Here is a 13,773-nt window from a genome sequence, read left to right as displayed (position 1 = left end):
GGCCGCATTCCCCGGTTGGTCTGCCGGCAGGGCCCGCCTGACTTTGAATCAGGACTAGCGACGTAGGTTCGACTCCTACCCGGGGAGCTCTTCACCGCAGCCCCCGGCGGCAGCGTCAGCCCCGCGAGATCACCGCGTGCGTGCCGGTGGCCCGGGCGATGACCCGGCCGGCCTGGGTGACCTCGCCCTGGGTGGTGCAGATCCGGCCGCCCACGCTCGTGCACGTCGCGGTGCACACCAGCGGCTGCCCGGCCACCCCGGCCTTGAGGAACTGCGCGTTGAGCTGCACGTGCGGGGCGACCATGCCCTCGGGCCCGGCGGCGTGGACCGCCCACCCGGTGGCGCTGTCGAGCAGCGCGCTGAGGTAACCGCCGTGCAGGATGCCGCCGCCGTTGAGGTGCTCGGGGCCGGGGTCGGCCTCGACGACCGCGCCGTCGGCGTCGGCGCGCACCACCCGGAAGCCGAGGTGGGCTGAGAACGGTCCGGGGTCCCCGACGGCAGTCATGGGCACACCGTAGGTGACCACCGGCACCGCCGGCCGACCCCGTCCGGGCCCGCCTGCGGCCCGGGGTGGGGCGGCGACGTAGGTTCGTGCCCTGCCCGGGGACCGGACCGCCGTGTCCGGACCCCACCCAGCCCCCGATGTGGAGAAGCCCGTGCTCCGACGCTCTCGTCCCGTGGCCGCCCTGTGCGCCGTCGTCCTGCTGTCCGCCCTGACGGCCTGTGGCTCCGACCCGGAGGAGGGGACGGCCGACGAGGCCGGCTCGGCCACCGGCGAGCTGTCCGAGGTGAGCTTCACCGGCGAGGTGGGCGAGGGCCTCACCGCCGAGTGGAGCGCCGCCGTCGAGCAGCCGGAGGAGACCAGGGTGGAGACGCTGGTCGCCGGCGACGGCGAGGAGATCGCCGAGGGCGACACGGTGACCGCCTACCTCTACGTCGGCAACGGCAGCACCCAGGAGGACGTGTTCAGCGACTACGACAACGGCGCGCCCGAGTCGATCCCCAACGACGAGCAGGTCGGCGAGGTCTTCCTCGAGATGATGGACGGCGCGACGTACGGCTCGCGGGTCGTGGCGGTGACCACCCCCACCGACCTCCTCGGTGAGTCCGCCGAGAGCAACTCGCTCGGCCTCGGGCTCGACGACAGCGTCGTGGTCGTGATGGACCTGGTGGAGAAGCAGGAGACCTCCCCGGCCCCCTCGAGCGACGAGGCCGAGGACGCCTCGCCCGACAGCCAGCCCACCGTCGAGAGCAAGGGCGGCGACCCCGTCGGCCTCGACTTCTCCGGCCTCGAGGAGCCCGCGCTCGACGCTCCCGTGCAGCGCCTGGTGATCGAGGAGGGCGACGGCGAGCCGGTGACGGCCTCCGACACCGTGACCGTCGACTACCTCGGTGCGGTCTACGACGCGGACGCCCCCTTCGACGAGAGCTACTCGCGCGGCGAGCCGCTGGTCTCCCCGCTCAGCGGCCTGATCCCCGGCTGGAGCATCGGTCTCGACGGCGTGCCGGTCGGCAGCCGGGTGCTGCTGCAGATCCCGCCGGCCTACGGCTACGGCACCCAGGGCAGCCCGCCGAACATCCCCGGCAACGCCACCTTGTGGTTCCTCATCGACGTGGTCGCCGCGGAGTAGCCCCCGCCGATGAGCCGCGTCGAGCGCTGGGAGCGCCGCTCCGAGGTGCCGCTGATCCTGCTGGCGCTGGCCTTCCTGGTCGCCTACGCCTGGCCGGTCCTCGACCCGGGCCTCGACGCCGACGTGGCCACCGTCCTGGGGGTGGTCTCCTACGCCGTGTGGGTCGCCTTCGCGATCGACCTCGGCGTGCGCCTGGTGCTGGCCGACGACGCCCGCGCCTACGCGCTGCGCCACTGGTACGACGTCGCGCTGGTCGCCCTGCCGCTGCTCCGCCCGCTGCGGCTGCTGCGCCTGCTCACCCTGGTGCGGATGCTCGACCGCTCCGCGGCCTCCTCGCTGGCCGGGCGGGTGCTCGTCTACGTGTCGGGCGCCTCGGCCCTCGCGGTCGGGCTCGGGGCCCTGGCCGCGCTCGACGCCGAGCGCTACGCGGCCGGCGCCAACCTGACGTCGTACGGCGACTCGCTGTGGTGGGCGGCCACCACGGTGACCACCGTCGGCTACGGCGACCACTACCCGGTCACCACCGAGGGCCGGTTCGTGGCGGTGGCGCTGATGCTGGTGGGCATCGGGCTCGTCGGTGCGGTGACCGCCTCGGTGGCCACCTGGATCCTCGGCCACGTCGCCGAGGACCGCGTTGGCTGAGCCGGGTTCACCTCCGGGCTCTACAGTGAGCCCGCTCCCCCCTGCGCTGATCCACCCTGATTCGGAGATTCCGTGGCCGACCCCGTCCTGCACGACCTGACCGTGATCGTCCTCGCCGCCGGCGGCGGGACGCGGATGCGCTCGAAGACCGCGAAGGTGCTGCACCCCATCGGCGGGCGCTCCATGGTCGGCCACGTGCTGGTGGCGGTGCGCGGGTGCGCGCCGCGCCGCGTCGTCGCGGTCATCGGCCACCAGCGCGAGCAGGTCGGCGCCCACATCGCCGAGCTGGTGCCCGAGGCGCTGCTGGCGGTGCAGGAGGAGCAGGCCGGCACCGGCCACGCCGTCCGGGTCGCGGTCGAGGCCGCCGGGGCGCGCGAGGGCACGGTGCTCGTCGCGTACGGCGACACCCCGCTGCTGACCGCCGAGAGCCTGCGCACCTTCGTCGCCGAGCACGAGGCCGCCCAGCGCGCGGTCAGCGTGCTGTCGGGCGTCGTGGACGACCCCTTCGGCTACGGCCGGGTGGTGCGCGACGAGGACGGCGAGGTGGTGGCGATCGTCGAGCAGAAGGACGCCACCCCCGACCAGCGCGAGATCCGCGAGATCAACTCGGGGATCATGGCCTTCGACGCCGCGTTCCTCCACGAGGCGCTGCCGCGGCTGAGCAACGACAACGCCAACGGCGAGTACTACCTCACCGACCTGCTGGGCCTGGCCCGCGACGCCGGGCTGACGGTGGGGGCGCACGCCATCGACGACGTGCGCCAGACCGAGGGCGCCAACGACCGGGCCCAGCTCGCCGAGCTCGGCCGCGAGCTCAACACCCGCATCGTGGAGCGCTGGATGCGCGAGGGCGTCACCGTCATGGACCCCGCCACCACCTGGATCGACGCCGACGTGGTGCTGGCCCCCGACGTGGTGCTGCTGCCGGGCACCCAGCTGCTCGGGGCGACCGTCGTGGGCGAGGACGCCGTGATCGGCCCCGACTCCACCCTCAAGGACTGCGAGATCGGGGTCGGCGCCCGCATCGTGCGCGTCCACGCCGAGCTGGCCGTCGTGGGCGCCCACGCCGACGTCGGCCCCTTCTCCTACCTGCGCCCCGGCACCCGCCTGGGCGAGCGCGGCAAGATCGGCGGCTTCGTCGAGACCAAGAACGCCGAGATCGGCCCCGGAGCCAAGGTGCCGCACCTGTCGTACGTCGGCGACGCCGAGATCGGTGAGGGCACCAACATCGGTGCCGGCACGATCTTCGCCAACTACGACGGCGTGGCCAAGCACCGCACGACCGTGGGCCGGCACGCCCGCACCGGCTCCAACAACACCTTCGTGGCCCCGGTCAGCATCGGCGACGGCGCCAGCACCGGCGGCGGCACCGTGGTGCGCGGGGACGTGCCGGCGGGTGCGCTGGCGGTCAGCGCGGGCCCGATGCGGGTCATCGCCGACTGGGCGCAGCAGCGTCGCGCCGGCACCGCCCAGGCCGACGCGGCGGCTCGCGCGCAGGGCTCCGGGCCCGCCTAGGCAAAACCTGCGCGTCGCGTCGGTCACACGTGGCCGTGGAGGCGGGCGGCGGGTTTCGCGGCGAGCCGTCCGGGGGGCAGACTGTCGGGCGCACCCCACCCAGTCGGCGTCCCAGGAGCTGCTCGTGACCGGATACAAGAAGACCACCGAGAAGAACCTGATGGTCTTCACCGGCCGGGCCCACCCCGAGCTGGCCGAGTCGGTCGCCGAGATCCTCGAGACCGAGCTGGTGCCGACCTCGGCCTACGAGTTCGCCAACTCCGAGATCTACGTGCGCTACGAGGAGTCGGTGCGCGGCTGCGACGCCTTCGTGCTGCAGAGCCACACCGCTCCGATCAACGAGTGGATCATGGAGCACCTGATCATGGTCGACGCGCTCAAGCGCGCCAGCGCCAAGCGCATCACGGTGGTCATGCCGTTCTACGGCTACGCCCGCCAGGACAAGAAGCACCGCGGCCGCGAGCCGATCTCGGCGCGCCTGATGGCCGACCTCTTCAAGACCGCCGGCGCCGACCGCCTGATCGCCGTCGACCTGCACGCCGACCAGATCCAGGGCTACTTCGACGGCCCCGTCGACCACCTGATGGCGCTGCCGATCCTCACCGACTACGTCCTCAGCAAGTACGGCGACCAGCCGCTGGCCGTCGTCTCCCCGGACGCCGGTCGCATCAAGGTCGCCGAGCGCTGGTCGGCCAAGCTCGGTGGCGTGCCGCTGGCCTTCATCCACAAGACCCGGCGCACCGACCGGCCCAACGAGACCGTCGCCAACCGCGTGGTGGGTGAGGTCGCGGGCAAGATCTGCGTCCTCACCGACGACATGATCGACACCGGCGGCACCATCGTGAAGGCGGCCGAGGCCCTGATGGCCGACGGCGCCGCGGGCGTGGTCATCGCCGCCACCCACGCGATCCTCTCCGACCCCGCCGTCGACCGGCTCAAGAACAGCCCGGCCGTCGAGGTCATCGTCACCGACACCCTGCCGATCTCGCCGGACCGCCAGTTCGACAAGCTCACGGTCCTCTCGATCGCCCCGCTGGTCGCCCGCGCGATCCGCGAGGTCTTCGAGGACGGCTCGGTCACCTCGATGTTCGACGGTCACGCCTGATCGCTGACCCGGCGCGTACTTCGCACTGACCCGGCGCGTACTTCGCACTGACCCGGCGTGGACCTGCACCTGCAGGTTCGGGCCGGGTCAGTGCACTATCTGGGACGGGTCAGCGCGAGATTCGGGACGGGTCAGCGGAGGTCGTCGAGCTGGTCGTTCCACAGGCGGGCGAGCACGCTGGGCACCGATCCCGAGGCCAGGGTGTCGGCCAGGCGCTGGCGCTGCGCGGGGGCCAGCTCGAGGGCGGGGAAGGCGTTGCGGCCCACCACCAGCGAGAACCCCTGGCCCCGGCGCTCGCAGATGGCGGGGGAGTCGGCCAGGTAGGCGTCGACGTACGTCGTGCACAGGTCGACGCGCTCGGGGTCCCACAGGCCCAGGGCGGTGGCCTCGAAGACCCGGTTGGAGACGTCGGGGGCGCTCATCGCGGCCCAGGCCGCCGCCTTGGCCTCGGGCGTGGGCCGGGCGGCGAGCGCGCGGGCGGCGCCCAGCTCGCCGGCGAAGGTCTGGTCGCGCTGCCGCTCGGCCTCGACGGCGTCGGCGTCCAGGGCCCCGAGGGCCGCGAGGCGTGCGACGGTCGACCAGCGCAGCCCCGGGTCGAGGTCGACGCCCTCGCCGGTGCGCCCGGTCTCGAGCCAGGCCAGGAGCGCGTCGGCGTCACGGCTGGTGGCGGCCAGCCCACGGGTCAACGCGATCGCGACCTGGTCGTCGGTGGTGGCGCCCAGCGCTGCGCGGCAGGCCGCGGCGACCCGGTCGACGAGGGCGGCGGCGTCGGCGGCGGGGGTGGAGCGGGTCAGCACCGGCCCGAGGGTGCGGTCGAGCACGGCGGAGACCAGGGCGGGCCGGGGCTCGCCGGGCAGGTGCCGCTCGACGAGGTCGAGGAAGCCGTCGACCGACAGCGCGCCGGTGCGCACCTCGTCGAAGGCGTGCGCCCAGAGCACCGTGCGGGTCAGGTCGTCGGTGACCCCGCCGAGGTGCTGGGCCACCACCTGCGCCGACTGCTCGTCGAGCCGCAGGCGCGCGAAGGTCTCGCCCTGGCTGTTGGGCACCACCGCCAGCCCGGCCCACTCCGGCAGCGCCACCTCCTGCTCGTCGAGGTCGACGAGCCGGGTCCCGACCAGGGTGCCGTCGGCCGCCAGGGCGGTGACCGAGAAGCGGTGCGGCCGCACGCCCTCGCGGGCCAGCACCGGCACCCCGTCGTGGTCGCGACGCACCGCGACGGTGTCGAAGCCGGTGCGGCGCAGCCACACCTCGGCCCACCCGCGCACGTCGCGCGGCGAGGCCGCGTCGAGCGCCTCCACCAGGTCGTCGAGGGTGGCGTTGCCGAAGCGGTGGCGGGTCAGGTGCGCGTTGACCCCGGCCAGGAAGTCGTCGTCGCCCAGCCAGGTCACCAGCTGGCGCAGGCACGAGTTGCCCTTCGCGTAGGAGATGGAGTCGAAGTTGGTGAACGCCGCGTCGACGTCGGGCACGTCCTCCGGCGCGGGGGCGACCGGGTGGGTCGAGCGGCGCTCGTCGGCGACGTACGCCGCGGGCTTGCGCGTCGACTCGTGCACCACGAGCGTGCCCGGGAAGCCGGCCCCGTCGGCCGCGACCCGGTAGCCCATGTAGTCGGCGAAGCTCTCGTTGAGCCAGGTGTCCTCCCACCAGCGCATCGTCACGAGGTTGCCGAACCACATGTGCGCCATCTCGTGGGCGATCACGGTGGCGCGCCGCGAGCGCTGGTCGTCGGTGACCCGCCCGCGCGGCAGCAGCTCGTCGCGGTAGGTCACGCAGCCCGGGGTCTCCATCGCGCCCCAGTTGTGGCCGGGGCCGAAGAGCTGGTCGTAGGAGTCGAAGGGGTAGGGCTCGTCGAAGAGCCGCGCGTAGTGGTCGTAGCAGTCGTCGGTCGTGCGCCGCAGCTCGTCGGCGTCGCGGTCGAGCTCGGCGGCCAGCGACGCGCGCGCGTGCCAGCCGAAGGGCAGCCCGGCGTGCTCCCAGGTCACCGAGTGCCAGGGCCCGGCGCAGACCACGAACAGCGAGGGGCACAGCCGCGGGGTGGTCGCGAAGGTCCAGCGCCCGGCCTCGGACGAGGTGACCCGCCCGTTGCCGATCACCTGCCAGCGCGGGTCGGCCGAGACCGCCACGGCCATCGTCGCCTTGATGTCGGGCTGGTCGAAGCACGCGAAGACCCGCTGGGCGATGTCGAGGGAGAGGTAGGCCGACACGTAGGTCTCGCCGTCGACCGGGTCGCTCATCCGGTGCATCCCGTCCCCGTCGCTGACGTAGGGCACCTGCGCCTCGACGCGCACCGCCACCGGCACCCCCACCGGCAGGTCGTCGAGCACGATCCGCCGCCCGTCGTACGCCGCCTCGACCGGCCGGCCGTCGACGCTGACGACGAGGTCGCGGGCGTCGGTGAGCTCCACGAAGGTGCGCGCGGCGCTGGTGGTGAAGCGCAGCGTGGTCGTGGAGCCGAAGCACTCGCCGGCGTGGTCGCGCAGGTCGATGTCGATGTCGTAGGAGACGTCGGTGACCTGGGCGGAGCGGGCACGGGCCTCGGCGAGGGTGAGCGACATGCGCCCACCCTAGGGAGGGGTGCCCGGGGTGCGGCGACGGCCCGCGCGACCAGCGGATTTTACGAAGACATGACGGTCGTCGGGGGGATGGCCCATGATGTCTGGACATTGGTTTGCCGGACGGTCCTGGCGAGCAGGAACCGGTCGGCTCCCTGCATCGGTGAGGGGCCGTCCTGAGTCTCGAGGAGCCCCCCATGTCCGTCGCGCGCCATGCCGCGAACCGCGTCCCTCGCCCCCGGGTCGGCCGTGCCGCTCGCGCCGCCCTGGCCGTGGCCCTCGCTGGAGGACTCCTCTCCGCGGGCACCGCGCCCGCCTCGGCCGACGCCGAGCAGGTGCTGCAGCAGGTCGACGTGCAGCTGGCCCCCGACGGCACCCTCACCTCGGTCGAGTCCACGTCGGTGCGACGCGGCGAGGACGGCGGCGAGGCGCTGCGGACGACCCTCGACACGCAGGAGGCGGCCGCCGAGCTCCCGGTGCGCATCCAGACCGCCTACCGCCTCGACGACGAGGCCGGCACCGACCTGGGCGAGATCGCCGGCCGCAGCGGCCGCGTGGTCATCGACCTCACGGTGCAGAACACCACCGTGCGGCCCGAGGAGGTCACCTACGACGCCGGCGGCGTGCAGCGCTCGCAGTTCGCGCTGGTGGGGGTGCCGATGACCGTGGTGGCCTCGGCCTCGCTGGGCGAGGACACGCTGGCCGAGGTCGTGACCGGCGCCGAGGGCGACGACGAGGCCACGAACGGCGTGCTGAGCCGCGGCGGGGCGGGGGAGTCGCGGGTGCAGTGGGCCACGATGCTCGCGCCGCCGCGGCTGGCGCCCAGCGCCACCTTCCGCCTGGTGCTCGACACCGACGACTTCGAGGTGCCGACCTTCGACATCGGCGTCCAGCCCGGCCTGGTCACCGACACGTCGCTGACGGGCCTGCTCGACGAGGCGTTCTCCGACGACGAGGGCGGCGCCATCGCCACCGAGACGCGCACCATCGAGGTCATCGGCGACGTCACCTCGGTGCTGACCCAGGCCGGTGCGGTGCTCACCGACATCGAGACCCGGCTCTCCGACTCGGCCGAGCGGCTGGGCGCCCGGACGATCGCCGACCTGCAGAGCAGCTCGGCCGGCGTCAGCGAGCAGCTCGGCAGCCTGTCGGCCGACCTGACCCGTCTCGACGGCTCGCTGGGCGAGCAGCTGGGCGGCGTCGAGGACGACGCCGTGCAGGCGCTCTCCTCGAGCCTCACCGAGGTCAAGGACGTGCTCGGCGACCCCGACCGGATCAAGCCCCCGAAGCCGCAGGACGGCGCCGAGGGCTGCCGCGTCGACCTCGGCCGCAACCTGGCCGCCCCCACCGTCTACGGCCAGCTCGCCGCCGTCAGCAGCCGGCTGACCACCCTGTCCAACGCCAGCGGCTCCTGCCGCGCCGCCATCGCCGACGACCTGGCGCGCCAGATCGGCTCGGCCGAGGAGCTCGCCGACTGCACCGACGGGTCGACCTCCGCGGTCTGCGTGCTGGCCTCGGCGCGCGAGCGCCTGGTCGAGCAGGCCGACGTGCTCTCGCTCTTCGGCGCCGACCTCGCCGGGCGTCTCGACGCCGGCGCGGTCGACGACCTCGGCACCTCCATGGGCGCCGTCGTCGCCGAGCTGCGCTCGGTCGAGGAGGCCGCCGAGGAGATCATCGGCGGCAGCGGCCTGCCGGTCCGCCCCCTGGCCCTGCTGCTGGGGTCGCTGGTCGACTCCCTCGAGTCGCTCAAGACGCTCCTCCAGCCCGGTGCGGCGACAGGCCTGCAGGCCGCGTTCTCCGACATCCACACCATCGCCGGCACCCAGGCCCAGGCCATCGGCACCCCCGACGCGGAGGGCAGCATCGCCCAGCGGGCCGCAGCCCTGACCGCCGCCGTCTGCGCGATCCCGGGCCTGGCCGACGTCACCGACACCTCACGCATCCCCGCCGACGTGCTCGAGCAGCTGCAGACCGGGCTGGTCAGCCGCATCGACGCCGCCCGTGGCGCGGCCGGCTGCGGTGGCGGCACCACGCTGGCCCAGCGCCTCGAGACCGTGCGCAGCGCCTGGGTCTCGGTGCAGCAGACCTCCGCCGTCGAGGGCGACGGCTCGGTGGCCCGCGCGCTGGCCACCCTGCGCACCTCCGTCGACGGCGCCCTGGTCGAGCTCGACGAGGCGATCGACGACACCGTCGAGGTCGCCGACCTGCGCGGCCTGGTCGCCCGGGTCGCGGCGCTGGGCGCGCAGGCCGAGGTGCCCTCCTGCGACGAGATCACCGAGCGCGACCCGGTGGGCGCGGTCGACGCCCTGCGCTTCGCCTACCAGCGGGTGGCCTGCAACCAGGCCGGGCTGGAGAAGGAGATCGACACCGCCTTCAAGGAGGCCCGCAAGGCCCTCGACAGCACCGGCGGCGAGATCGGCCGCAGCATCGTGGCCACCGACGGCGCCCGCGGCAAGGCCGACGAGCGCGTCGGCGAGCTCTTCGGCACCCTGAGCCAGGGCGCCGACCGGGCCGCAGAGCGCATCGTCGACCAGGGCGGTCGCCGCATCGAGCGCCAGCGCGACGACCTCGACCGCCAGGTCCGCCAGGCCGAGTCGCGCCTGGGCGGCGCCGTCGGTGACGCGCTGCGCACGATCGGCTCCAACATCGCCGCGGCCACCGGCGACCTGGGCGAGTCGGAGGCACGGCTGCAGGCCGACCTCCAGCGGGTCCTCGTCGACCTGGGCACCCGCGAGAGCGGCGGCACCGGCATCCTCGGCTCGCTGGCCACCGGGGCCGGGCAGACCGGTCTGGCCAACGACTCGGTGCAGCTGGCCAACGCCCGCGCCTCGGCGTTCGGCTCGGTGCGCGGCAAGGCCCTCGACGAGGTCTTCCTCCAGCAGGCCCAGACGATCCGGGCGCTGGAGCGCGAGCAGGAGTTCCGCGCCTTCGACGACGGTGTCGCCGAGGACGACTCCCTGCTCACCGTCTTCTCGTTCCACCTCGGCCAGGGCTGAGCGGTGCGTCGACGACTCACCGGCCCCCTGCCGGCCCTCGCGGCCGGCACGGCGCTGCTGCTCGGCGCCTGCTCGGGTGGCGGCGACGAGCCGGGCCCCGGGTCCGCGGAGGCCACCGGGTCGGCGGCGGGCTCGGCCGGGGTGCCGGCGTCGGTCGCGCTGCCCACGGCCGACGGCGTCGGGGACGGTGACCCGCTGCGCGTGGGCGTCCTGCTGACGCTGCGCTCCGAGCCCGGCCAGGGCCAGGACGTCGTCGCCGCGGCCGAGGGCGCCACCGTCGCGGCGTACCGGCTGCGGCTGGGCGGTGGCGACGTCGAGCTCGAGGTCGTCGACGACGGCGGTACCGCCGCCGGGGCCGAGGCCGCCGTCGAGCAGCTGGTCGCCTCCGACGTCGCCGGCATCGTCGCCGCCACCCGCGGCGACCACCTCGACGAGGCCCTCGAGGCCGCGACCTCGGCCGGCACCGCGGTGCTGCTGCCCTACGAGCGCGGGGCCGACCTGCCGGTCGGGGCGTTCGCCACCGGGCCCGACGCCGCGAGCGTCGACCGGGTGCTGCTCGAGGTGATGCAGGCCGACGGCCTGAGCCGCCCCTTCGTGCTCACCGCCGACGACGTCGAGCTCGACGTCGGCTCGGCGGACGCGGCCGGGGTCGGGGCGGACCTCGACGCCACGGTCGAGCGCGTCGCCGAGGCGTACGACGCCGGGCGCGTCGACAGCGTGCTGGTGGCCGCGGCGGCCAGCACCCAGGCCCGGGTGGTGGCCGCGCTCCAGGGCGCGGCGCCCGCGGCGCCGGTCGTGTTGTCGCCGGAGGCCCTGAGCCCGGCGTTCGCCGCCGGCCTCGCCGAGGCCTCCGGCACCACCGCCGGCGCCTACCTCACCGCCGGCACCGACGCCGGCGACGCGACCACCCTGTCCCAGGGTGCTCGCGCCGAGGGCGTCTCGGCCTTCTTCGCCGCGCTGCGCCTGGCTGCGGGCGACCCCGGCATCACCGACCTCTTCGGCGACGCGGCCTTCGCCCAGGTCGCCGCCGACGCCGACACCGCCAGCCACGACGCCGTCGTGGCCCTCGCGGCCGCCGCGCAGGCGGCCGGGTCGGTCGAGCCCGGCGACGTGCTGTCGGCGCTCAGCGGCCTCCAGGTCGGGCCCGACGACGGGCTCGCCGGGCCGGCGCTCGACTTCGGCAGCGACCGGGCGCTGCCGCCCGCGAGCGTGGTCGCGCTGCGCGCCACCGGCCAGGACCCCGGGGTCCGCCCCGCGGTCGACGCGGCTGGTGGCGGCGGGAGCGGCGGCAGTGCCGGGGGCCGGTTGTTCTGGTTCGCCGACGACACGACAGGCTGAGCCCGTGACGGGCGGACGACGCGCGCTGGGCAGCCGCTACGAGCTGGTCGACCGGCTCGGCGAGGGCGCCATGGGCGAGGTGTGGCGCACCTGGGACCGCGTCGGCGAGCGGTACGTCGCCGCCAAGCTGCTGCGCCCCGAGCTGGCCCGCGACCAGCAGATCGTGGGCCGCTTCGTGCAGGAGCGCTCGATCCTGATGTCGTTGCGCCACGACGCGATCGTGCGCGTGCACGACCTGGTCGTCGAGGGCGAGGCGCTGGCGATCGTGATGGACCTCGTGGAGGGCACCGACCTGCGCCGCCACCTGCGCGAGGTCGGCACCCTCGCGGCGCGCGACGCCGTCGAGACGACCTGCGCGGTGCTCGCCGCGCTCGCCGCCGCCCACGAGCAGAGCTGCCTGCACCGCGACGTCAAGCCCGACAACGTGCTGCTGCGCGGTGGCGAGGACTCCGAGGACTCTGAGGACTCTGAGGACTCCGCCGGTGCCGGGTACGCCGACCGGGTGCTGCTCACCGACTTCGGCATCGCGCGGCTGGCCCAGGAGCGCACCGTGCAGGCGACCGGTCTGCTCGGCACGCCCGGCTACATGCCTCCCGAGCTCTTCGTGCACGGCCGGTTCAGCGCGGCCTCCGACGTCTACGCGACCGGGGTGCTGCTCTACGAGCTGCTCGGCGGCCGGACCCCGTTCTCGGGGGCCGGGACCGCCCACACGGTGGGCTTCCGGCACGCCTCGGTGCGACCGCCGCGGCTGCCGGTGCCCGACGAGCTGTGGCACGTCGTGGAGACGATGCTGGCCAAGGACCCCACGACCCGGCTGGGTGCCGCCGCCACCGCGGCGGCGCTGCGCGAGCTGCCCGACGCGGTGCTCGACCTGCCCGCCCTGGAGGTGCAGCCCGCGCCCGACGACTGGGACCTGGTGCAGGGCACGGTCGTGCGCTCGCCGTCGGTGCAGGTGGAGGTCGACGACGCCCAGGTCGACGTCGGCGCCACCTTCCTGCACGCAGCCGGCCCGCCCGTCCCGCCCGTCCCGCCGCCGCCCCCGGCCGAGGCCGCGAGCCGACCCGCGAGGCCCTCGCGACGCGGGCCGCGCCGGGCCCGAGGAGGGACCGGCCGAGCAGTCGGCGTCGCCGCCCTGGCGGCGCTGGTGCTGGTGGTCGTCGGGGCCGTCGTGGCCGGCGTGGTGGTCGCCACCGGTGACGAGCCCGACCCGGTGGTGGGCGCTGCGGCCTCCGTCGAGCGCACCGAGCCCGCTCTGCCGACCGGGCTGGGGGTCGACCGCGAGGCCGACTACGACCCGGTCTCGGGCCGGGTCACCCTGCGCCTGCGCTACAGCGCCCGCGACGCCGCGCTGCGCGGCCCCTTCCTCGAGGTGCTGCCGGCACGCGGCGACGACTGCCCGAGCCCGACCTGGACCGGCGCGACGGTGCAGGACAACCTGGCCGCCCGCACCGGCATCTCGGTGCGCTGCGGCTTCGCCGTCGACCCCGGGCAGGTGCCGGCCGACGGCGAGGTGCTGGTCGTGGCGACCTTCGACCTCGACCTCGGTGCCGACCCCGCGACCGGACTCGAGGAGTGGGTGGCGGAGTCGGCCGAGAGCACCCGCGTGGTCCTCGACGCGCAGCGCTCGGGGGACGGCTACCCGGTGCAGCGCCTGCGCGACGTCGTCGTCGAGGTACCGCCGGTGGTGCGCAAGGCCCGCAGCGGCTTCACCCCGGTGCGGGTCCGGCTGCTGCCCGACTGGGGCGCCGGCCCCGACCCGGTGCGCCCGCTCTTCGACTCCGACGCCCAGGGCGAGGCCACGCTCGCGCTGTCGGCGGTCGCCGACGGCTTCGACGGCGTCCGGCTCCAGGCCTGCGACGCGGTCGCCGTCGCCGCCGACGGGCTGAGCCTGCTCGCGCGCTACCCCGCGAGCGACTGCACGGTCACCGCGCAGGTCGGGGACTTCACCCGGCTGGAGCCGGCCGCGCTGACCATCCAGGGCGCCGGAGGCTGAGGCG

The 13,773-nt window shown here is 74.9% G+C and carries 9 protein-coding genes and 1 tRNA gene; 8 read left to right on the top strand and 2 right to left on the bottom strand.

What is annotated here, in order from left to right; translation table 11 throughout:
- Window positions 1–8 precede the first annotated feature (8 nt).
- Window positions 9–87 (top strand) — tRNA-Gln (locus OCU29_RS18435).
- A 28-nt stretch (window positions 88–115) separates the two neighbouring features.
- Here the strand turns inward: OCU29_RS18435 and OCU29_RS18430 are convergent.
- Window positions 116–505 carry a PaaI family thioesterase gene (locus OCU29_RS18430; RefSeq protein ID WP_261821067.1) on the bottom strand — a complete coding sequence of 130 codons (390 nt, stop codon included), beginning with the start codon at window positions 503–505 and terminating at the stop codon, window positions 116–118.
- A 151-nt stretch (window positions 506–656) separates the two neighbouring features.
- Between OCU29_RS18430 and OCU29_RS18425 the strand changes: the two genes are divergently transcribed.
- From OCU29_RS18425 to OCU29_RS18410, 4 genes are all read left to right on the top strand, one after another.
- Window positions 657–1,631 (top strand): FKBP-type peptidyl-prolyl cis-trans isomerase, encoded by a 975-nt coding sequence (locus tag OCU29_RS18425; protein ID WP_261821066.1) that lies wholly within the window; start codon window positions 657–659, stop codon window positions 1,629–1,631.
- A 9-nt stretch (window positions 1,632–1,640) separates the two neighbouring features.
- Entirely contained in the window at window positions 1,641–2,273 is a 633-nt protein-coding gene (locus OCU29_RS18420; protein ID WP_179614142.1) for a potassium channel family protein, read from the top strand.
- Between the two features lie 72 nt (window positions 2,274–2,345).
- Window positions 2,346–3,788 (top strand): bifunctional UDP-N-acetylglucosamine diphosphorylase/glucosamine-1-phosphate N-acetyltransferase GlmU, encoded by a 1,443-nt coding sequence (gene glmU / locus OCU29_RS18415; protein WP_261821065.1) that lies wholly within the window; start codon window positions 2,346–2,348, stop codon window positions 3,786–3,788.
- 124 nt (window positions 3,789–3,912) lie between these two features.
- On the top strand, window positions 3,913–4,893 hold the full coding sequence (locus OCU29_RS18410; RefSeq protein ID WP_179614141.1) for a ribose-phosphate diphosphokinase: 981 nt from the start codon (window positions 3,913–3,915) through the stop codon (window positions 4,891–4,893).
- Window positions 4,894–5,024: 131 nt separating this feature from the next.
- Here the strand turns inward: OCU29_RS18410 and pepN are convergent, their stop codons facing one another.
- Entirely contained in the window at window positions 5,025–7,445 is a 2,421-nt protein-coding gene (gene pepN, locus OCU29_RS18405) for an aminopeptidase N (protein ID WP_261821064.1), read from the bottom strand.
- A gap of 194 nt (window positions 7,446–7,639) precedes the next feature.
- Here pepN and OCU29_RS18400 point away from each other — a divergent pair, with 194 nt between their 5' ends.
- Genes OCU29_RS18400 through OCU29_RS18390 form a run of 3 tightly spaced genes read left to right on the top strand, consistent with a single transcriptional unit; the run spans window position 7,640 to window position 13,769 of the window.
- Window positions 7,640–10,438, top strand: a complete 2,799-nt coding sequence (locus OCU29_RS18400; RefSeq protein WP_261821063.1) for a hypothetical protein — start codon at window positions 7,640–7,642, stop codon at window positions 10,436–10,438.
- 3 nt (window positions 10,439–10,441) lie between these two features.
- Window positions 10,442–11,776, top strand: coding sequence for an ABC transporter substrate-binding protein (locus OCU29_RS18395; protein ID WP_261821062.1), 1,335 nt, complete (start codon window positions 10,442–10,444; stop codon window positions 11,774–11,776).
- Window positions 11,777–11,780: 4 nt separating this feature from the next.
- Window positions 11,781–13,769: a serine/threonine-protein kinase gene (locus OCU29_RS18390; protein WP_261821061.1), complete on the top strand. Its 1,989-nt coding sequence runs from the start codon at window positions 11,781–11,783 to the stop codon at window positions 13,767–13,769.
- The last annotated feature ends 4 nt before the right edge of the window (window positions 13,770–13,773 follow it).

The organism is Nocardioides sp. OK12 (genome assembly GCF_024341885.1).
Classification (GTDB): domain Bacteria; phylum Actinomycetota; class Actinomycetes; order Propionibacteriales; family Nocardioidaceae; genus Nocardioides; species Nocardioides marinisabuli.
The sequence above is the reverse complement of the archived record's forward strand: the minus strand, read 5'-3'. Positions and strand labels throughout refer to the sequence as shown.

Excerpts from the sequence above, each read along its gene's own strand:
- OCU29_RS18430 (WP_261821067.1), bottom strand. The coding sequence starts at position 505 with ATGACTGCCGTCGGGGACCCCGGACCGTTCTCAGCCCACCTCGGCTTC.
- OCU29_RS18420 (WP_179614142.1), top strand. The coding sequence starts at position 1,641 with ATGAGCCGCGTCGAGCGCTGGGAGCGCCGCTCCGAGGTGCCGCTGATC.
- pepN (WP_261821064.1), bottom strand. The coding sequence starts at position 7,445 with ATGTCGCTCACCCTCGCCGAGGCCCGTGCCCGCTCCGCCCAGGTCACC.
- OCU29_RS18400 (WP_261821063.1), top strand. The coding sequence starts at position 7,640 with ATGTCCGTCGCGCGCCATGCCGCGAACCGCGTCCCTCGCCCCCGGGTC.